Here is a 19,277-nt window from a genome sequence, read left to right as displayed (position 1 = left end):
GTCAGGCAACGTTGGGTAGGTAATCCGGGCGGCGGATCCTGGAGCCGACGGCGAAGTCACGGACAGGGCCGGCGTGCTGGTTGCGCCAGCGGACGTAGCAGGCGATGGCGTCGTCTTGCTCTCCGTGGCTGCGGTGGTCGGTGCCGTTGAGCGCGAAGTAGCGCAGCGCGGCGAACTCACACTCGATTCGGTTCAGCCAGGACGAATAGGTCGGTAGGAACACCAGCTCGACGGCGTTGTCCGCGCACCACGCACGAACCTCGGCCCGCTTGTGGACCGAGTAGTTATCGCAGATCAGATACAGTTTCTGCCCCGGCCAACGAGCCCGTAGTGTTTTCAGGAAGGCCAGGAACTCGGTCCACCGTTTCCGGTCACGGATCCGGTAGTACACAACTGCCCGGTGGCCAGGTCCAGCGCGCCGAACATGTGCCGGTCACCGTGGGGCGGTGGTAGGTCGCCCGCAGCCGGCGGGGACGGCGGATGGTGAACCAGCCACGGCCACCACGGGGTTGCAGGTTCAGCGGGCCGAACTCGTCCACGCAGATCACCCGCCCGTCGGCAGGTGGGTGATCGTAGAGGTCGAGTACCCGCGCCATCTTGGCCCGGAAGTCCGGGTCGTTGCCAGCCTTCCACGTTTTCGTGGCCTGCCACGACACTCCACCGGCGGTGAGGATTCCCCGCAGCGTCTCGCGGCTGATGTCAGCGATCCGGTTCGTCCGCAACACCTCTACCAGTTTCGACAGACTCCAGGTCGAGAACGGCCAGCCCAGGTCACGGGGCAGCACCGGGCGATCTGACAGATCCGATCACGTGTCGCTCGATCGGTCTTCGCCGGCCTGCCCCCGCTCCATTTTGGGTCCAACGCCTCGAATCCGTGCGCGTTGAAGTCGTGGATCACCTGCCGCACATACGATTCCGATACCTGCATCAGCTTCGCGATCAACCCCACCGGCTGATGCTGCGCTGAGGCCATCACCACCACGGCCCGACGCATCCGGATCGGCTGCTTGCTGCGCCGCGCGATCTGGGCAAGCTTGCGGCCCTCGTCCGGGGTCACCGCTCTGACGAACACATCCGGCTTCCGAGCCACCGACATCACCTCCACCGGCAGCATCCACCGGTCACCAGCCGGTGATCAACCCGCCACCCCGGACACCGGGGGTTACCGCACCAACCTTTCCGGACACGGCACTAGCAAGCGATCGCGGCGGTGTTGTAGAGGCCGTGGATTATGAAGACGTCGGGGCATGCGTTGTACTCATCGATTTCGAGGCACACCGCCAGTGGCGTGTAGGTGCTGGGTAGGCGAATGTGGAACGGGATCGGCCGCGGTGAGTCGTAGGAGACCTGCATAGGGGTGGTGTCCCAGGCGGTGCGGAACTCGGGGTATGTCCGCAGGGTCCGGAACAGGGCTTGGGCTCGGGGCAGATGACGGTATCGACCGAGTACCTCCCGTAGGACAGCGATGAATCGCCCGAACTCGTAGTCCCAGTTCTCGACGATGTCGCGGGCGGTGGTCGAGCACATCCACCGGACCAGGTTGTAGTCGGCCTCGGCGAGGTCCGGGACCAGACGATGGAATATCCGGTTGCCGTGGAGGACGGTTTGGAGGGGGTCGACGTAGGCGGCCAGCAGGTCCTGGGTGTCGAGATGGTCGAGGTGGGTTTGGACCCCGAGCTCAGTGAGGCGGCGACGGAGGTCCTCGGCGGGAGCGAGGTCGGCGGACGGTTGCAGCAGTTGGCGCAGGTGGCGCTGCTGTGCGTAATCGAGGTCGAAGGCGCGGACCAGCCCGTCGAAGGCACGAGGGCCGGGTGTGGTGCGATGACGGATGAACTGGTTGAAGTGGGAAACGCTGATGCCGGCGTGGTGTGCGGCGGCTTCGCGGGAGAGCTTGTGGTGGCGGCGCAGGTATTCCACCGAGTCGTGGAAGTCCGGCATGCCGGTGGGGATGGTGGTCGTGGGCATTTCACCGTGCTCGGATCTGCGGGGGTAGCGCTGTGATGTATGTGGGCTGCATCGGGCGATGCACGTTGTCGTGATGACTGGTGCAGGCAATCGTGCTGTTCATTCGGTTCTCCTGTTCGGTTTTCGTTGCCCGTCGTCGTCGGCGGGTGGTGCTGATGTGCGGTCGTTCAGGGCGGTGGCCGGTCGCCGGGATCGCGGTAGGCGAAACAGAATCGAAGTTCCGGTGCTCCTTGTGCACCGAGGTGAATGCGCACGGTATACGGTTCGCCGGTAGTGGCGTCTCGTAGGTGAACGGGCTCCTCGGTTTCGAGGCCGTAGGCGACCGACATGCTGGTGTCCCATATCTCGGTGAAGCTGGGCGAGTCACGTAGTTCCTGGTAGAGGGCGACTGCGCGCGGCGCGTCGCGATGGCGCCCGAAGGCGCCGCGTAGGGAAGCGGCGATGTGGGAGGCGGCGGTATCCCATTGCGCGACAAGAGGTTCGGCGGTGTACGCAGTCGAGCCGGGATGGAAGAACCACAGGGCCAGATTGTCGCGATACTGTTCGACACCGGGGAGGTCTGCGCGAAAGCGCTCGTTGGCCAGGACGACGTTCCACAGGGGGTCGATGTAGGCGCCGACGAGGTCACGGTTGTCGAGGTAGTCCAGCTTTGTTCGGTACTCCAGAGTGCCGGCGCGGGTACGCAGCTCGTCGATTCGAGGCAGTGGAGCCGGTTGCTGGGCGAGGTCCCTGGCGTAGCGCTCCTGGGCTTGATCAAGGTCATAGGAAGCCACGATCTGATCCAGAACGGCTGGTGAACAGGGGGTATCGCCACGTTCGATCTTCTTGAGCAATTCGGCGCTGATATGAAGTCGGCCAGCGGCGCGCGTGCGGGTGAGCCTGCGTCGCTCGCGGACCAGGCGTACCCAACCAGCGAGGTCGGGTAGGTCCGAATCGGCACGACGCCGCGGGTGTCGTCGGACGGAGTTCGTCCTGGCGTTCACATCAAGCCCCTCCTACTGCCGTCTTCTGTTGTCCCCTACCTCGAGAGGTAGATTGAAAGTTTGGCTCCCCCGAGTTGGTTTCGTTCTTACCAGAATGGGAACGACCCGGCCACTGAGTATGTCTGTGAGCTAGCCGACAGGTAACTACGACCGCCGTCCGACGGTGGAGAAGTTCCTGTACCCGTTGCCGACCGGGACATCTGTCGGATTATTTCCTGTTCGACACTCGTCTTACCACTTTCGTGCATCGGAGCAGGTCGTCTGGTCTGTCCGCAGGGGTAACGGCGGTGGCAGCACAACTCTTACCCATCGAAGTGGTGGCGTATCAGCATGTTTCAGGGCTGTGATGGTGAGGTACCTCAACCTCCTTCGAAAGGGAAGTCATGGACCTCTACTCGATTCTGTCGTTGCTCAGCGCAGGCGCGTCGTTGGTGTCGAATATGCTGGCAATCGCGACGCAGGTCTTGCCGTTCGTCTGACCGGTCTGCTCTTGTCTCCCGTTTTCAGAATCGCAGCCGATCCTCCCGGATGCTTTCGTAGTCGGGAGGGTCGCTCGGGAGAGCCTGCATACTCGCGCAAGTTCTGATCCATTTCCTGTTTTTTCCTTCAGTCGGAAGGGTTATTTGTCATGCCCGGAAAAGGGAATACATCGGCTCCGGTCGCGCTTGCGCCAGGACCTCGGTTCCGCGCCGAGGTGCCTCGCGTCCTTCTGCCCGACCGTGGCCGCACGCTGTGGACTGGCCGTGCTGTGGCTGCCGGTGCCGTGCCGGTGCTGCTGATGATGGCGGCCCAGCCTGCCGACGCGGCGACGACAACGGGTCCCGTTGCCGACCAACCCGGAGTCACGGCCCCAGCGCAACCCGGAACAACGGCGCCCGCCCCGCCCCCGGTGCCAGCCACACCCGAACCGCCTGTGTACCAAGAGCAACCGCCCGAGGTCCGGAACGGTCCGGCACCACGTCCGGAACCGACACCCGCGCCTGCGCCGCCGGTGTACGTGGTCGATCTGCACTCGCCTACCCCCGTGGAGCCGGTCGCGCCCATCGAACCGCCACCGGACACCATTCGGATCGGTCAGGCCGAGTTCGCTGACCCGGAGTGGTTGCCGCCAGAAGTCGGCGACACGATCAATACCGTCGCCGCCGACCTCGAAGCTCAGGCAGCAACGTTCCTGGACTCGGTCGGCCTCCCCGCCGGGCGTTCGGATCGGGTTGCGGGTGCCACCGTCGCCGGTGCCGGTGTCGGCGGAGCGATCGGCGCAACGGTGACCGGTGCCCCGGCAGCGGCGGCCGGTGCGGCTGTGGGAGCACTCGCCGGCGGCACGATCGGCGGAATCGCCGGGGCTGCGGTGGGCACTGTGGTGGCGGTGCCGGTGATCGGCACGATCACCACCGGCGTCGCCGGCACCGCGCTGGGCGCGGCGGCCGGTGCGGCAGCGGGCGCGGCTGTGGCCGGGGTGCCCGCTGCCGCTGTGGGCGCGCTGGTCGGCGGCACCGCTGGCGCGGGGTTCGGTGCGGGCGCGGGAGTAGGGCAGCCGTGACCGCCCGACGCGTCCTCTCCGCGGCCGTTCTGGCCATCCTCACCGGTGCCGTGTGCGGACCGGACTCCACGGCACAGCCTGCTTCACCTGAACCGAGCTGTCCGGCGTTGTGGATTCTCGGCGTGCAGGGGACCGGAGAGTCCTCGCCAGGTGCCTCCGAGACCACCGACACCGGGATGCTCGGGCACCTGTTGGGGCCGGTGGTAGCCGCCGCACCAGGTCTGGTGGCGCGCACCTACATTCCCTATCCGGCAGCGTTCGGTGGCGCCCTCGGTACCGGTGGCGGCACCGATCCTTACGTGCACTCGGCGGGTGCCGGCCTGGCCGAGCTCTCTACGACCGCCGCCGAGATCGCCGCCGACTGCCCGAGTACAGCCCTGGCCGCTGTCGGGTACTCCCAAGGCGCTCAGGTAGTCGCGTCCTTCGCGCAGGCTGTCGGGGCCGGTGCAGGTCCCGTCGACGCTGGGCGGGTCGCCGGAGTCGCGCTGTTCTCCGATCCCGAACGTGCCCCGGGCTCACCGGTGATCCCCGGCCGCCCCGGGCAACTGTCCCCGGATCCGGCTCCGGGGACCAGCGGGCAGGCGGTGTCGTTGGTGACGATCGCCACCGCGCCCTCGTCCGGCGGTGGGATCGCCACCACCTCCGGTGTCGACTACGGTGCGCTCACCGGCCGTGTCGCCGATATCTGCATCGAGGGTGACCTCAGCTGCTCGGCCCCCAATCGCGCCGCACTGTTGCGGATAGCCGCCCAGATCGCCGCGCAAGCCGATCTGCGCGACCCGATCGCTGCCCTCGGCTCGATCCAGTCACTGCTGGCAGGAACCCTAGGCGACGCTTGGACCGCCGTGGTGAACAACGACTTCCAGATCGTTCCGGGATCGGTGGACTACGCGCCCGAGGCGAGCCTGGCCCAGCGCCTCATCGACGCCGCCGACCCCCGCATACCAGCTCCGAGCCCCGATGAGACCGCTGCCGCCTCGGCGCGGTGGGACCAGATCACCACAGCGGTGGCGGCCGATCCGTTCACCCAGTTGCCGAACCTCGCCGCGCGACTCTCGGCGGCATGGGGGCAGTTGGTCACCGACAACGCCGACCTCATCGATCCAGCGGTGTTGCTTCGCTACACCGACGTCCTCGGTCGTCACACCGGCTATGCCGCCACCGGGCAGCTCGCCAGCGGCGTCGCGTGGATGACCGCTCTTGCTCACGACCTTGCCGGGAGGCACCCATGAGAAACACCGAAACCATCAACGTCGACTTCTACGAACCACCGATCCTGCATGGCGGACATCGACCCGGCGACCTCGTACGCACCCGCCCGGTATTCACTTCGCAGCTGGCCGGGGCGGCGGGCGCCTGGCAGATCGTCTACGTCTCCACCGATTCGCGCTCCCGCCTCATCTCCGCATCGGCGATTGTGCTGATCCCCGAAACGGTCGCCGACCCCGGCACGGGCGCGATCCTGCTGTACTGCCCGGCCTTTCGCGGACTCGGCGGACGATGCGCACCCTCGCACCTGCTGGCGACAGGCACCGAACACGACACCGCCGCCATCGCCTCCGCGCTGGACCAAGGCTGGGTGGTGGCCGTCCCCGACGGGCACGGTCTCGGTGTCGGAACCGGGCCACACGCCTTCCTTGCCGCACGCACCGGTGCCAAGCTCGTACTCGACCTCGCCCGCGCCGTGTACCGGGGCGCGAACCTCGACCTGCCCGTCGCCCCGGTGGTGGCCTGGGGATACGCCGATGGCGGACGAGTCGCCGCAGCGGCCGGGGAACTCCAGCCCTGGTACGCCCCCGAGGTCGACCTACGTGGCGTCGCCGCCGGAGCTGTCGCCTCCGACCTCGCGGCACTGGCTCCGGACCTCAGTGCCGGCCCGGAGGCCGGCCTGGGCCTGGCGGCGATCATCGGACTCGCCCGCGCCTACGACCAGCTCCCGCTGCGTCATGTGCTCACCGACGACGGGGTGATCGCCGCCGCTGAGGCACAACATCTCACCGCCCTCGAACTGCTGCACCACTTCCCGCAGCCCTTGGAACACTGGACCAGCCGACGCGACCCTTGGAACGATCCCTGGTGGCGGCGAGTGCTCGCGCTCGAGACCCTTGCCCACGTCAAGCCGGAGATGCCCCTGCATCTCTACCACGGCGAACTCGACATCGTCGTTCCCGTACGCGCCGGCCGACGAACACTCATCGCCTACCGACAACAGGGCACGATCGTGTCCTGGCGTGAGTACGACGCAGACCACACCTCTGCCGCGGACCTGGCCATCAGCGATGCGCTGGCCTGGCTCAGTCATGACATCACGACTCAGCCGGCACACCGCCTCCGCCCTCCCCAGAGCGAGGGCGAGCACACCAACCGCACGAGCCACCACTGACCCTCCGGGGACCGTGCCCGCACCCTGGCACCCCACTTCCCCTGGGTGCGGGCAGGCCCGGAGACACCTACCGAGGCGAGAGGAATGGTGAGGTACCCGCACAACCCATCCGACGATGACAACGCCGAGGCGTGGGTCGACCTCCCAGCCCCTCCCGGCCTGCACCTGGTCACCGACACCAGCACCAGTCCCGTCGAAGATGAGCACAACGAGCCGCCCTCGGGTGAGCTCTGGTTCGGCCCGCTCCGCGACACTCCCACTGCTGCCGACAGTGGCGGGAATTCCGGCGGCAGGGACGGTATCCGGCACCGGCTACCGCGAGGAGCGTGGGCCGCCCTGGTGGCCGCGATCGCCGTCCTGGCCGCTGTGCTGGTGGTCTCGCCCGGCGAGACCGGCGACACCGGCGATCAGGCCCAGGTCAGCACCGCCGGCCCACCCAGCTCGACCACCACACCGCAGGGTCCGTGTACCGGACTCACGGGCACCGTGGTCACCGACCGCGCGGGTGATCCCGCCACCGTGGAAGGGCTGATCGCTTCCTTCGAGGCCGCCTACTACATCGACCGCGACGCCACGAAAGCGATGGGGTTGCTCGCGCCCGAGACCGGGATCACTTTCGAGGGACTCGCCGAGGGTATCGCGTCCATCCCGGCGGGGACTCGGCACTGTGTGGCGATCACCGCGATCTCCCCGACGACGGCGAATGTGCATATCGCCGAAGTGCGGCCGGACCGGACGCGGGTCGATTACCTCCAGCTGATCAACACCCGCCCGGCCGATGCCGGCGGCGGGCTGTTGATTTCCAACTTCCAGAAGCAAGGATAGGAGCGCGCACCGATGAGTCCAGGATCGCAGGCGCCGTACCTGATCGCTGTGGCCGGACTGACCGCGCGCGCAGGGACGACCACGACCACCGTCGCCCTGGCCCACACCTGGCCCGGCCCCGAACCCGCTCTCATCATCGAAGCCGACCCCGCCGGTGGCCAGCTCGCCGACACGGTCGGCGCGGACCCGTATCTCGGGCTGGCGAGCCTGGCCCGACACGCCACCCCCGGCCACCTGCTCGCACAACACGTGCAGAACCTGCCCGGTGGTGAAGCGCTGCTGGCCGCGCCACCGGACCACGAACCTGGCCGCACGGTCTCGGCTGCTGAACTGTTCACCGATCCCCACGCGAGCTGGCGGAGGTTCGGGGCCACGGTGTTCGTTGATTGTGGTGTGCCCGATCCGGACTCGCCCGCCCATCCGGCCGTCGTCGCCGCCGATGGCAGTTTGTTCGTCGTGCGTGCCGACCACATCGACCCCGCGCCCGCCGCACAGCGCGTTCTCGCGCTGACTGGCCGTCGCCGGTGGCGGGGGATCGTGGTCATCGGTGGCAGCGCCGCCTATGTGGCCGCGATCGGGTTCCCGGTCGTGGGCAGGCTGCCTGCCTCGCGTGCCGGTGCCCGGGGGCTGCTGACCGGGCGTCGTGCACGACGGCACTTGCTCACGCCCGCCCGCTACATCACCACCGCCGTGGATATCCAACTCCGCGACGATGGCCGTGACCACCTCATCGCCAAACCGGCGACACCCCGATCACTCGATCAGAACCGCCCGCGACGGCGTGAGGACGACGGGCCGAGGATCTACAGCATCGACGCCGGAGCTGTGCAGGTATCGCGGCCTCGCGCGCCGGAGCCGGTGACCGCGGAGACCTCAGAACCACTCGCACCATCGGCCGGCGAGCCCGTCCTCGCGGGCGAGGGAGAGGATGCCGGCCACACCGGCGAGGACAACATCGCCGCGGCGCCCGAGCCCAGCCTCCTACCCGAGACCAACGACACCGGTACCACACCAGGTCCGGAGCGGGCAGAGCCTGCGGCAGCGCTGACCGTGCGGGTTTTCGGGCCGACCCGGATCTTCTGGCAGAATCCCGAAACCGGTGAGAGCGTGGAAATCACCGCGCAGTTGCAGCCCCGCATCCGCGAACTCATCGCGGTACTCGCCCTGCACCCCGAAGGGCTCTCGCGCCAGCAGCTGATCGAACTGCTCTGGAGCAAACGGCCCCGGGAACGCGGCGGCAGTGCACTCGCGAACGCGCGCAGCCGCCTACGGGCTGCCATCACGACCGCGACCGGCGGGCAGATCACCGACGTCCTCGCCGAGGACCGCCTCCAGTTCCGGCTCTCGAACCAGTTGGTCGGTGTCGACTACTGGGACTTCAACAACGCCGTGGCCCAGCGCCGCCACGCACGCAGCGCCGCCGAGCAGACCGACGCCGCCCGCCGCATCGCTGCCCTGGCCACGAGCGAGCTGGCCAGCGACCTCACCGACACCTGGGTCGAAGCGCAGCGAGAAGCAGCCCGCCGCACCTCGCTCAACGCGTTGAGCTGGCTGGCCACCCGCAACACCGAAAACGACCCCCGTGCCACCCTGGGCCTGCTCGAGACCACCGTCGAGAACGACCCCTACAACGAACCGGTCTGGCAAGACCTCCTTCGCCTGCATGCCCGCCTCGGCGAAACCGCCGCACTCACCCGCACCTACACACTCCTGACCCGAACACTCGCCGAGATCGGCGAGACACCGAGTCACGAGACACGCCAACTCCTCGAACACCTCCGCCGCACCAAGAATTAAAGAAGAGAAGCCGGTGATTCCCCGGTTGTGCCATTTGCCGATTAGTATATCGACAGGGGTAATTGCCCTTGCCGAATGGTTGACAGGGGCGATGTAGGTATTCTGAAGCTCTGCTGAACATCGCTGGCTAATCCACGATCTCCGCCGTGGAGAATCAGTAATTTCCTGAGGTTGGAATTATCGTCTGCCTGGGTGGCTCGATGGAAATCGATCCGTGTAGCGTTCGATGGCTAGGTTCGGTGCGCTGATCGGTGGATGGATCAAACCGACCCACCGCTGCGGCACCTTCTCGCAGGTCAGGGCTGAGTTATCTGCGTGGGTGTCAGCGTGGATTGTCTATACACAAAGCTGTATAGACATGCGTCGACGGTCTGTCCGTCGTCTCCTTGGCGCTTCGCCCGACCCTCGTCTCCTGTGCTGCCTTCCGGTGTATCCACCTCCTTCTCTTATTCCTTTCTTGTTCTATTGACTTTTGATTCACCTGCCTGGTGGCTGGCTGGTTTGTGAAGCTGCGGTCGGCCGTGCGAGTTTCATTCGGGAATTGCACTGTTGTACTCGCGGTTGTTCGGAAAAATTCCGGGAGATTGAGGTGTTTTTGGGGTTGTGAGGCTGTTCGAGGTCGAGCTAACGTCGACCACGTTCCCGGAATTCGCCGGGAATTCGCAGCAATCCGAATGGCGGCAACGCCGCACCTGTGCCGGAAACGGCGCGAATTCGGAAACGGAATCTCAGGAGTCACAATGCCCGCCACATCCGCCACCGCCGCACCGGGCGCCGGTCGCCTGCCCAACGGCGAACTCCGCCGCATGGTGGCAGCCGCCCTGGCCGCCGACTCAGCCCGCGAACAGTCACCCCGCGAGATCGCCAACGGGCTCGGCCGGTCCTCCGGCGCGGTCGGCAACGCGCTCGAGGCGTTGACCGCCGCCGGGGACGCCGAACGCACCTCGGCATCGCCGCGCCGCTACCGCGCCACCGCCACCACCTCGACCGCCGCCGCTCCGGCCACCCCGGCACCCGCCACGCCTTCCACCACCCCGGCCGCCAGCAAGGCGGCGAAACCGGCCCGCCGCCGCACCAAGAAGAAGGCCACCCCGGCCCCGGCCCCGGCCGCGCCCGTCGCCCCGGCGGCCCCGGCACGCACGGGCAGCACGGTGGCCCGGCCGAACGGGCAGGACTATCACATGCGCAAGCTCGCCGGGCGGGCCGATGTGGATGTGTTGCAGACCATGCGCACCGCCGAGGTGCCGGTGCTGCTGTACGGGCCGCCCGGCACCGGGAAGACCTCGCTCATCGAGGCCGCCTATGGGGATCTGCTCACGGTGCAGGGCGACGGCGACACCACGGTTGCCGACTTCGTGGGCGAGTACACCCAAACCCCGGACGGCCGCTTCGTTTTCGTGAACGGGCCTCTCGTTCGGGCGATGAAGGAGGGTCGGGTGCTGTTCATCGATGACGCGACCCTCATCTCGCCGACTGTGCTGGCGGCGGTGTATCCCGCAATGGACGGCCGCAAAGAGCTGGTGGTCAAAGCCACCGGCGAGGTCGTCAAAGCCGAGCCCGGGTTCTTCGTGGTGGCCGGGCACAACCCCGGCGTGCACGGCGCCATCCTTTCCGACGCGCTGAGTTCACGGTTTGCGTTCCAGGTGCGGGTGGTCAGCGACCTCGACCTGGCCGCCCAGCTCGGCGTGGAACGCCGCGCGGTCAAGGTGGCGCGCGAGCTGGCCGACCGGCAGGCCAAGGGCGAGGTCGGGTGGGCTCCGCAACTGCGCGAGCTGTTGGCGTTCCACAAGATCGCCGCCGCCACCGACCCGGACACCGCCATGGGCAATCTCCTCGGGGCCGCCCCGGAAGAGGACCGCGACGTGGTTGCCGCCGTGGTGCGCACCGTGTGCGGCACCACCCACACGCCCCTGGCGCTGGGCCCCCGTATCTGACCCCGTGACCTCCGAATTCGCCACCACTGCCACCACCCGGGAAAGGAAGACCCCGACATGACCGAACGCACACCACTCGAGGCCATCGCAATCCGCGACTATGCCGCCGCCGTTCGTGAGCTCCGCGACGCGCTCGCTGTGCTGGCCCGACAGACCGAACACACCCAGAACAACCTCGCCGCCGGACTCCAGTTGGTGGACCCGCCGAACGGCGACTGGGTCGCGATGGCTATCGGCCGGGTCAGCGCTCTCGCCCCGATCGCGCACCGCGCTCTCGGCGAGGAGTCCGCACTTCTCGCCCTGCACGCGGACCCGGACGCGTACTGACCGACCGACCACCCTCACCAAACGAAAGGCACCATCCGCCATGACCGGCCACGTGATCACCACCCCCGCCGCGCCCGCTACCCCGGGCACCGGCACCGCTTCCGCCCCGGCCCCCGCCGGGGCGGGGGCGGCCCCCGCCGCGCCTGCCACCTCCACCCCGGCCGCCTCGGTGCCGGTCACCGGCGGATGGGCCACCCTGTCCGCCGCCATGACCGCCGAGGTCCCGCCGATCGCCGACCGTGACGACCTGACCGTCAGCATCGCCCCCGGTGCGGCGTTCGGGCACCCAGCGGTATTCGTACCCGGGCGCGCGGCCATCGAACTCGACGGTACCCGCCTGAACATCGACCCGGCCGACGCGCACCCGGCCCGCAACAGCGACCGCAACAACTACCCGGCGGTGTGGGGTGCGCTGGTGCACGAGTGCGCACACGCCAAACACTCGGTATGGCAGCCGCCGCTGCTGGCACACCCCGAGGTCGTCACAGCGGCCAAACTGCTCGAGGAGTCACGCATCGAGGCCGCCCAGATTCGCCGCCGCCCCGATGACCGGCATTGGTTGCGCGCCAGCGCCACCGAGATCGTGATCGGCGACAACGGCGGCGCGACGGCCGCCGCCCAGATCCCCGCCACCACCTACGCCGCCGCCCACAACGCCGCCCTCATCATGGGGCGGATCGACGCCGGAGTACTGGAAAAGTCCGAATGCGCGCCGCTGCGGACCGAGATCGAGTCCATTCTCGGCACCGACACCCTCGCCAAGTTGCGCGCTATCTGGCGCGAGGCCCACACCGTCGCCGACGCCGACACCGCCGCCATGCTCGAGCTCGGGCAGCGCTGGCTCGACATCGTCGGCCCCGACCCACATGCCGAACCGGTCCCGGGCTCACAGTTGGGTGCAGCCGTCCGCGCCACCGTCGACGCGATCGCCCGCGAGGTAGCGGCAAACCCCGTGCCCGCCGACCCGGCCGAGTCCGCCGCCGCCGCGCGGCAGGCCGCCGCCGACACCGCCGAACGGGCACAGCGGTCGGCGGAGAATGTGTTCGGCGACGGTGACGGCGGGCCGGGCGCCTCGCGGATCGTGCGCCGCACCCGCACCCCGTACGCGAAGGAACAGCGCGCCGCGCGGGTGCTGGCTCGCGCGCTGGACACCGCCGCCGCCCGCGAACGCGCCACGGTGAAAACAACCTCGGTGGTCCCGCCGGGACGGGTGCGGATGCGCGGTGTGCTGGCCCGGCAAGCACAGCTCGCGGCCGGTGCCATCCCCACTGCCGAACCGTTCACCCGCACCGCCCGCAAAGCCAGCCCGCACCCGCCGCTGCAGGTCGGCATCGCGTGCGATGTGTCCTCCTCGATGGGCGAGTTTGCCGCCCCGGTGTCCTCGGCCGCGTGGATCATCGCCCGCGCCGCCGAACTGGCCGCCGTGCCCGCCACCACCGCCACCGTGACCTTCGGGAACACGGTCACCCCGATCACCTACCCCGGCACCGCCCCCGCCCGGGTCACCGAATTCGGGTGCCCGGACGGCAACCACGCTATCGACTACGCCATCGCAGCCCTCGACGGTGCCCTCGGACTCGCCCGCCCCGGCGCGGCCCGACTCCTGGTGATCATCTCCGACGGCATCTACACCGGTGTCCGCCGCCACAGCGCGCAGAGACGCCTCGACGCGCTGCGCGCGGCCGGGTGCGCGGTGCTGTGGCTGGCACCGGCACGCGGACGAGTCAACCCGCTGCGCAACTCGAACCCGCACCAACTCACCGACCCGGCGACCACCGCCGCCGAGATCGCCCGCGCCGCCACCGCCGCCGTGCGCGCCATCTAGACCCCGGGCCCCGGGCACAGCATGTGCCCGGGGCATCCGGACCGGGCCGCGCCGGTCCCACCCGGCGCGGCCCAACCATCACCCACCCACCCGCCCCGGCCGGGGCGGCAACCTTACGGAGGACACCATGACCGACCCCACTATTCCCACCACGGCCGCCCTCGACGCGATCTACGTGACAGCCAACGCCATCACCGGCGATCAATTCGTCATCTACGGCCCCGGCCCGCACGACGAGCGCGGCATGTACACCGTGGCGCACGTAACCGGCGGCACCGGCGGCTACGTCGCCCCACGCATCCACCTCGTCCACCCCAACGACATCGCCGCCTACGCCGCCGGGGCCGCCGACAGAATCCGCCAGGGCGCGCACGGGCACGCCGCGACCGTGTTGCTCGACCGCACCACCGGCCCCCTCTCCGCACGCCTGACTCGATGACCCCGCACACCACCCGACCGAACCCGAACCGCGAACAGGGAAGCCTCATGAAAGACACACGCACCCACGACGAGGACGGCGTGATCAAACCGGCAGCCGAACACAGCGGCAACGGCCACATCGTGGTCAGGCTGCGCGACCGCAACGACCCACCCGGGTGGATCCTGTTGGTACGCAACCCTCGCCGCTGCCACCACGGCTACACCCTCTGCGTCGAATGCGCCGACAGGTGGGAACTCGACCACCACGTGCACTACGAGCTGACCGGCGGCTGGCGACGGCTGCGCGAAGCCCTCGACACCCAGCGCCCGCCCGGCAGCGCGGAGTCCGCAGAGGCCGGCACCGATGACTCGCAGTGGTCCTCGCTCACGGCCGGCTCGAGCGTTTCGAGTCGGCGTTGCTCGGGTGCCATTCGCCTGCGGCGAGGGCAGCCGGCGCGAGACGCCTCGCAACCTGCTGAGGCAAAAGCGCCAAGCCGAATTGCGCTCGCGCTGAGTCTATTTCAGGTTCACAAGAGAGGAATTCACAACCGGAAACAATTTCCACATTCCGCTTGACATCACACGCCCCATCGAGCGGTCATGGAAACCGGAACGACACCGACCGCCCGGGGACATTGCCCCGATCGGTGCGCATTCCGTCCCATCCGGGACATCACCGGATTCACCAACCCATGTTTGGAAGGAACCCCCATGTCGACAACCAAGAACGCCGTGGCCACGGAAACGGCCGCGCCCACCCCGGAACGCGGCACACAGTCGGACGCCGGGCCCGTGCCGCGCCGTGACAGCACCCGGGCGTTGTGGGAGGCGCTGCGCGCCCACCCCGACCGCACCACCGCCGCGCTGGCCGACATCGCCGGGACCGGGCAGTCCACCGCACGGCGTCTGCTGGCCCGGTGGGAAGCCGCCGGGTGCGCACAGTCGCACACCGACCCCGAATCGCCCCGGGCGGCCAAAACCTGGACCCAGGGCACGGGCACACCGGCCACCATCGACCCGGCCCCGACCGCGCCCGCCGACCCGGCCCCGACCGAACCCACCGCGCCCGAACCGGCCGACCCCGCCGAGCAGGCGGCCCCGGCCGCCCCCGCGCCCCGCACCACCCCGGAGACGGCGGTAGCCGCCACCACGGGCGACTATCCCGACACCGGGGCCCCGGTACCCCCGGCGGCGGCCAACGACACGGCAACGGGGGACCCGGAGTCGACGGCCGAACGCCTGCCCGCCGGTGCGCTGCGGGGACAGGTCGAGGACTACCTGCACGAAAACCCCGGAAAGGAGTTCACCCCACACCAGATCGGCAAAGCCCTGAGCCGGTCCAGCGGCGCAGTCCACAACGCCCTGGTCAAGCTGACCGATGGCGGGACTGCGCGCCAGACCAGCACGGCCCCCAAGAAGTTCACCCTCGCGTCCTGAAACCGGACGATGCCGGACTCCCCGGAGGGCTCAGCTCCGGGGAGTCCGACACCGCCCTCTCAATCTAACCCCTGAGAAAGGTGCTCGACCATGTACACCACCCCAACCCCGAACGTTCTGGCCTCGGCCCTGTACCGCGTGTACGCCGACGCGCGCAACGCCCCCGACAGCCTCGAACTGTGGATCACCATCGCCGACACAGCCGTGCAGGAGCTGCAAATGCCCGTGCTGGCATCGCTGGTCCCATGGGTACCGATCGCCCTGCACTACGAGAAGGCGACAACCGACGGTGAGTTCTTCCCGCACACCGGGTCGGTGCGGATCATGACCGGCCCGCTGACCGGAACCCTGTACCGCAACCTCGAGACCGCCACCCGCGCGGTGGTCATGGCCACCCTCCACGAGCGGATCGACCACGGAACCACCAGCAACGGCGACGGCGGCGATGAGCCGGTCGACGCCGCGTCCGCCCCGTTGCCGTCGTGGCGGTTCCGCGACAAGGGAACCCCGCGCGCGTTCGCCCCGCGCGCGGTGCCACCGCTCATCTCCTGACCCCGCCAAAACGGCCCGTGGTGCTTGAGCGTTCCGCTCGGCACCACGGGCCGTTTCCTGCGCACATGGTGGGGAGTGCAGCAGTCAAGCTCGTCGCCCGCACATGCGGGCACGGTGGGTCAATGGTTGGTCGTGTTGCCCTTGCCGGCGGCGCTTGAGAAAACCGTTGTCATTGCCCGTCATCGCCCCCGGCGTCCGGGTCCTGGGCGCGGTACTGGTCGTACCAGTCCGTCAGGTGGTCGGCCCGGCCGTAGAGGTAAACGCACGCTGCGTTCGCGGCGATGTACAGCAAGTCGCTCGCCAGTCGAACGGTTGCACCCCAGGCATCTGGGTCGGTCCGGTATTTCACCTTCCGGTAATTGTCCGCGTCCTCCGACTCGACCGCCATCGACAAGGTGATGGCATTAGGGTGGGAGCTCAATGACAATGTGTCGTAAAGGCTATCGATGTTTCTCGCACCGACTTTCGACAACAACATCGTCTGTTGTCTGAGACCTGGGTAGATCTGCCCCGCGATCTCCCACGGAGGAGGTTCATCAGGCTCATTCCAATCGAGATCGTGATTCTGGAACCGCAGCGCCAGCTGATTTTTGATCGAGTTGCGGAGTTTTCGTGCATCCTTCTGCTCTGACTTGGATCCGTTCATCGCCAGGAATCGAAGGCGTTGCGCTGCTGCGAGTCTGGCCATCCACCGCCGCGCCATCCGCGCTTCGGGTGTGATGTCGGGCTCAAGCAGCCACACCGCGTGGCCGACGTGTTCGCAGATGGCACGGGTGATCGGCCAGGGCGCGAGGTCCATTGCCCGCAAGTTCACCAATGCGTGTAGCCCTTTGAGGTGTTGGGCGGCGGCGTCGATCATCTGGACCGCGTCTATGCCTGCTCCGAGTCCCTCCGGCTGGTACGGTTTCGGTGATCGGGATTCTAGTGCCGCGTCATCCCTGGCTGCGGGCGAGCCCGGCCTCGTAGCGGCCCCGAACTGCACGTTGGTCAGATTCCAGGCGCGGTACAGATCGCCGAGTTCCGCGCTCCACAGTTTGAACGAGCTGTCGATGTCTGCGTCGAAGGGCATGGGCGCAGAATAGGCTGCTGGTGAGAGTTTGGACCACTGGTTTCCGCCTCCGATCTTCCGCAGGCCAACCGCAGCTCGTCTGCGACCTCTGCCGGCCCGCGTTGCGTGAGCCATCGGGCCCAGTTGCATCTCGCCGCGGATCGAAGGGGCTGGTGCTGCCGAGATAGCACGTACCCCCATCGCTCAGCTCGCAGAGACCCACGAATGTTGCCGCCGGTCTCAGGTCTGCGGGCAACCGCTGCCGATGACCGGCTACTGCACCCCGAGACCGCCACGCATATGAGCCAAAAGAAACCTTCGCAGTAGTAGGTCGACCCACTCTTCGATGCACGTAAGGCGACTGATCTCCTCGGTGGTTATCACGAGCACCTTCATTCCTCGGGCGATTGCTCCGATGCCGAGGGCGTGGGCGTGAGATTGCTCCCGAACCTCCCCTGTTACCCCGTTGGCCGCGATCAAAATTCCGGCTTCGACGCTGCGACTGGCGAGTATATTTATGAAATATCCAAGGGTGGCGCTGTCGACCGGTCGACTCCAGTCCTTGCACTCAATCAGGATGACATGTGGTAGAGCGTGTAGGCCGTCCTGATGTTTCCCGTTGCATATACCCAGATCTACCTGCTCTGTCCCGAAGTAGCTGATGCCGTTTCGCTCCACGAGGCATCCTGGTATGAGCTCGAAGAGGTACTGGGCCAGCTCTTCGTATGCCTTTCCTTGTGCGTCAGTATTGGTGGCTTCGGCAGCCAGCCGTAGGATGCGCTGAATCTCCGTCGAGTCGAGACTACGGGTCATCGGCCATGTATCGTTTCGTTGCGGATCCTTCGCAGGAACGAACCCAGTGCGCCGACGTCGACCTGATAGAGGAAATCGGCCATGCTCACCGACCACACCCGCGCATCAACCGTTGACATTTCGGGAGCGGATGACGGCAGATTGTAATACAGCACGAGGCCGAGCGTGCCTGGCTTATCTCTCATGTATTTGGCCAGTTGCGCCTCGGCATGAGCCCTCGGTCTCTCTTGGAGACCGTTGAGCAACTCCAGAAAGACAGGTGTGTCAATCTGCGGGTGGCTGAAAACTAGGTCGATTCGACCGGAGTTGCCGCGTGTGGCTCGCACCTCACGCTGCGCAGCGATACCACGGTCATGAAGCAACTGCTCAAGTCGTTCCGCCACGGTCGGCTCTACCGGCTGCCCGGTTGAGGTTGAAGTTACGACAAGGGTATTTCCTTCCTCCAGAATCTCCTTGGCGAGACGAGCGACTAATTCCGACTTGCCTTTACCTGGTGGTCCGTCGAGGATGATTGACTGAGAGTTCGAACTGGGGCTCCGTGTTATCGACTGGATGAGCAGTCGTACGTGGAGTCGGATCGCCTCTCTATTATCAATGGGTGCTTGTACGGTCCATGCTTTTGTTCCGGACAGGGCTTGTAGCGACGACCGATCCGACGGGTTTACGATAAAGAGGAGGGGTAGTCCGCGAGCGTAAGCAATCCCGGCTTCGATCAGAATTGCAGCTCGTGACTTCGATGTGCCGTCGGGGTCATCGCCCGGAACAACGACAACACCTAGATCGAATTTCTCGAGCGGCGTTTCCGCGAGGTTGAGACCCGCACCGAGCTCGTTACTTGTCCGGACACCGACGTTCTGCTCATCCAAGGCTTCCCGAAGGACTGCGAGGTCCAGAAATGTCGGTGCCATCACAAGGGATTCCACAGGTGCTGAGCATAGTCGCCCGGGCCGAGCAGTGCTTCGGAAGCGAGGGCTGCACCGCGCGGACGTCAGCGGTGCCCCCTCGAAGTGGTCTTCTCGGGGCAGCGCGATCACGGGTGTTCGTGGGACGGTCGGGTATGAAACGGCGGTGGTGCCGCATGGTTGGCACCATGGCAGCTTCCGCACCCGCAGGTACGGCATGGATTAGGTCTGTGGTCGATGATAGCTCGACGGACACCGCAGCGGCCCTGTTGTCCCGGGCCGCACCGGTCACGCCGGTACCGTGCATCGGCCTGTCTTCGTCTCCGTTGCGGGTGACGGTGCGTCGGCGCGGTCGGCTAGTCCGCAGATCGCATAGTCGCGGCGGCCGACCATGTCTCGCTACGTTTCGAGGCACTCCGACCTCCGAGTTCGCTTACACGAGAACCCAACCGCCATTGTCGGGCGAAGACAACATCGACATCCCGCCTTGCCAGTACCACCCCGCGCGGCCAGTCTCGGATACCCC

The 19,277-nt window shown here is 67.3% G+C and carries 20 protein-coding genes; 12 read left to right on the top strand and 8 right to left on the bottom strand.

Features of this window, described 5'->3' with window-relative positions; genetic code table 11:
- Nucleotide 1: 1 nt before the first annotated feature.
- The 5 genes from AC1HFH_RS20875 to AC1HFH_RS20855 form a co-directional block, all read right to left on the bottom strand.
- Entirely contained in the window at nt 2–391 is a 390-nt protein-coding gene (locus AC1HFH_RS20875; protein WP_480244476.1) for a transposase, read from the bottom strand.
- The gene (locus AC1HFH_RS20870) at nt 372–725 is read right to left on the bottom strand and encodes a hypothetical protein (RefSeq protein ID WP_480244475.1); all 354 of its coding nucleotides are present in this window, start codon (nt 723–725) and stop codon (nt 372–374) included. The genes AC1HFH_RS20875 and AC1HFH_RS20870 overlap by 20 nt, the downstream gene beginning before the upstream one ends.
- Before the next feature lie 2 nt (nt 726–727).
- Nucleotides 728–1,114, bottom strand: coding sequence for a helix-turn-helix domain-containing protein (locus tag AC1HFH_RS20865; protein WP_480244474.1), 387 nt, complete (start codon nt 1,112–1,114; stop codon nt 728–730).
- 77 nt (nt 1,115–1,191) lie between these two features.
- Nucleotides 1,192–1,965 carry a helix-turn-helix domain-containing protein gene (locus tag AC1HFH_RS20860; protein ID WP_480244473.1) on the bottom strand — a complete coding sequence of 258 codons (774 nt, stop codon included), beginning with the start codon at nt 1,963–1,965 and terminating at the stop codon, nt 1,192–1,194.
- A gap of 167 nt (nt 1,966–2,132) precedes the next feature.
- Nucleotides 2,133–2,948: an MmyB family transcriptional regulator gene (locus tag AC1HFH_RS20855; protein ID WP_480244472.1), complete on the bottom strand. Its 816-nt coding sequence runs from the start codon at nt 2,946–2,948 to the stop codon at nt 2,133–2,135.
- A 1,024-nt stretch (nt 2,949–3,972) separates the two neighbouring features.
- On the opposite strand from AC1HFH_RS20855, the gene AC1HFH_RS20850 reads away from it, so the two are divergent.
- From AC1HFH_RS20850 to AC1HFH_RS20795, 12 genes are all read left to right on the top strand, one after another.
- A complete protein-coding gene (locus tag AC1HFH_RS20850) occupies nt 3,973–4,488 on the top strand; it encodes a hypothetical protein (protein ID WP_480244471.1) in 516 nt (171 codons plus the stop codon).
- 122 nt (nt 4,489–4,610) lie between these two features.
- Complete coding sequence (locus AC1HFH_RS20845; protein ID WP_480244470.1) at nt 4,611–5,720, top strand: cutinase family protein; 1,110 nt, start codon at nt 4,611–4,613, stop codon at nt 5,718–5,720.
- Entirely contained in the window at nt 5,717–6,871 is a 1,155-nt protein-coding gene (locus AC1HFH_RS20840) for a lipase family protein (protein WP_480244469.1), read from the top strand. Before AC1HFH_RS20845 ends, AC1HFH_RS20840 begins: the two co-directional genes overlap by 4 nt.
- Nucleotides 6,872–6,955: 84 nt before the next feature.
- On the top strand, nt 6,956–7,696 hold the full coding sequence (locus AC1HFH_RS20835) for a DUF8176 domain-containing protein (protein ID WP_480244468.1): 741 nt from the start codon (nt 6,956–6,958) through the stop codon (nt 7,694–7,696).
- Nucleotides 7,697–7,708: 12 nt separating this feature from the next.
- Nucleotides 7,709–9,493, top strand: a complete 1,785-nt coding sequence (locus AC1HFH_RS20830; protein ID WP_480244467.1) for a BTAD domain-containing putative transcriptional regulator — start codon at nt 7,709–7,711, stop codon at nt 9,491–9,493.
- Nucleotides 9,494–10,233: 740 nt separating this feature from the next.
- Entirely contained in the window at nt 10,234–11,427 is a 1,194-nt protein-coding gene (locus AC1HFH_RS20825; RefSeq protein WP_480244466.1) for an AAA family ATPase, read from the top strand.
- 57 nt (nt 11,428–11,484) lie between these two features.
- Nucleotides 11,485–11,754 carry a hypothetical protein gene (locus AC1HFH_RS20820; RefSeq protein ID WP_480244465.1) on the top strand — a complete coding sequence of 90 codons (270 nt, stop codon included), beginning with the start codon at nt 11,485–11,487 and terminating at the stop codon, nt 11,752–11,754.
- A gap of 40 nt (nt 11,755–11,794) precedes the next feature.
- Nucleotides 11,795–13,579: a vWA domain-containing protein gene (locus AC1HFH_RS20815; protein WP_480244464.1), complete on the top strand. Its 1,785-nt coding sequence runs from the start codon at nt 11,795–11,797 to the stop codon at nt 13,577–13,579.
- A 127-nt stretch (nt 13,580–13,706) separates the two neighbouring features.
- Nucleotides 13,707–14,018 carry a hypothetical protein gene (locus tag AC1HFH_RS20810; RefSeq protein WP_480244463.1) on the top strand — a complete coding sequence of 104 codons (312 nt, stop codon included), beginning with the start codon at nt 13,707–13,709 and terminating at the stop codon, nt 14,016–14,018.
- Between the two features lie 47 nt (nt 14,019–14,065).
- Nucleotides 14,066–14,575, top strand: coding sequence for a hypothetical protein (locus AC1HFH_RS20805; RefSeq protein ID WP_480244462.1), 510 nt, complete (start codon nt 14,066–14,068; stop codon nt 14,573–14,575).
- Nucleotides 14,576–14,710: 135 nt separating this feature from the next.
- Nucleotides 14,711–15,436, top strand: coding sequence for a hypothetical protein (locus AC1HFH_RS20800; protein ID WP_480244461.1), 726 nt, complete (start codon nt 14,711–14,713; stop codon nt 15,434–15,436).
- Between the two features lie 90 nt (nt 15,437–15,526).
- Nucleotides 15,527–15,988 (top strand): hypothetical protein, encoded by a 462-nt coding sequence (locus AC1HFH_RS20795; protein ID WP_480244460.1) that lies wholly within the window; start codon nt 15,527–15,529, stop codon nt 15,986–15,988.
- A gap of 169 nt (nt 15,989–16,157) precedes the next feature.
- Here AC1HFH_RS20795 and AC1HFH_RS20790 read toward each other — a convergent pair whose 3' ends face one another.
- The 3 genes from AC1HFH_RS20790 to AC1HFH_RS20780 all read right to left on the bottom strand — a co-directional run bounded on the left by AC1HFH_RS20790 (nt 16,158) and on the right by AC1HFH_RS20780 (nt 18,772).
- Nucleotides 16,158–17,057, bottom strand: coding sequence for a hypothetical protein (locus tag AC1HFH_RS20790; protein ID WP_480244459.1), 900 nt, complete (start codon nt 17,055–17,057; stop codon nt 16,158–16,160).
- Nucleotides 17,058–17,309: 252 nt separating this feature from the next.
- Nucleotides 17,310–17,849 (bottom strand): restriction endonuclease, encoded by a 540-nt coding sequence (locus AC1HFH_RS20785; protein ID WP_480244458.1) that lies wholly within the window; start codon nt 17,847–17,849, stop codon nt 17,310–17,312.
- Nucleotides 17,846–18,772, bottom strand: coding sequence for a hypothetical protein (locus tag AC1HFH_RS20780; protein ID WP_480244457.1), 927 nt, complete (start codon nt 18,770–18,772; stop codon nt 17,846–17,848). The genes AC1HFH_RS20785 and AC1HFH_RS20780 overlap by 4 nt, the downstream gene beginning before the upstream one ends.
- Between the last annotated feature and the right edge of the window lie 505 nt (nt 18,773–19,277).

The organism is Nocardia sp. KT25-26 (assembly GCF_056627695.1).
The sequence above is the reverse complement of the archived record's forward strand: the minus strand, read 5'-3'. Positions and strand labels throughout refer to the sequence as shown.

Excerpts from the sequence above, each read along its gene's own strand:
- AC1HFH_RS20865 (WP_480244474.1), bottom strand. The coding sequence starts at position 1,114 with ATGCTGCCGGTGGAGGTGATGTCGGTGGCTCGGAAGCCGGATGTGTTC.
- AC1HFH_RS20860 (WP_480244473.1), bottom strand. The coding sequence starts at position 1,965 with ATGCCCACGACCACCATCCCCACCGGCATGCCGGACTTCCACGACTCG.
- AC1HFH_RS20840 (WP_480244469.1), top strand. The coding sequence starts at position 5,717 with ATGAGAAACACCGAAACCATCAACGTCGACTTCTACGAACCACCGATC.
- AC1HFH_RS20835 (WP_480244468.1), top strand. The coding sequence starts at position 6,956 with ATGGTGAGGTACCCGCACAACCCATCCGACGATGACAACGCCGAGGCG.
- AC1HFH_RS20830 (WP_480244467.1), top strand. The coding sequence starts at position 7,709 with ATGAGTCCAGGATCGCAGGCGCCGTACCTGATCGCTGTGGCCGGACTG.
- AC1HFH_RS20825 (WP_480244466.1), top strand. The coding sequence starts at position 10,234 with ATGCCCGCCACATCCGCCACCGCCGCACCGGGCGCCGGTCGCCTGCCC.
- AC1HFH_RS20820 (WP_480244465.1), top strand. The coding sequence starts at position 11,485 with ATGACCGAACGCACACCACTCGAGGCCATCGCAATCCGCGACTATGCC.
- AC1HFH_RS20815 (WP_480244464.1), top strand. The coding sequence starts at position 11,795 with ATGACCGGCCACGTGATCACCACCCCCGCCGCGCCCGCTACCCCGGGC.
- AC1HFH_RS20810 (WP_480244463.1), top strand. The coding sequence starts at position 13,707 with ATGACCGACCCCACTATTCCCACCACGGCCGCCCTCGACGCGATCTAC.
- AC1HFH_RS20805 (WP_480244462.1), top strand. The coding sequence starts at position 14,066 with ATGAAAGACACACGCACCCACGACGAGGACGGCGTGATCAAACCGGCA.
- AC1HFH_RS20800 (WP_480244461.1), top strand. The coding sequence starts at position 14,711 with ATGTCGACAACCAAGAACGCCGTGGCCACGGAAACGGCCGCGCCCACC.
- AC1HFH_RS20795 (WP_480244460.1), top strand. The coding sequence starts at position 15,527 with ATGTACACCACCCCAACCCCGAACGTTCTGGCCTCGGCCCTGTACCGC.
- AC1HFH_RS20790 (WP_480244459.1), bottom strand. The coding sequence starts at position 17,057 with ATGCCCTTCGACGCAGACATCGACAGCTCGTTCAAACTGTGGAGCGCG.
- AC1HFH_RS20785 (WP_480244458.1), bottom strand. The coding sequence starts at position 17,849 with ATGACCCGTAGTCTCGACTCGACGGAGATTCAGCGCATCCTACGGCTG.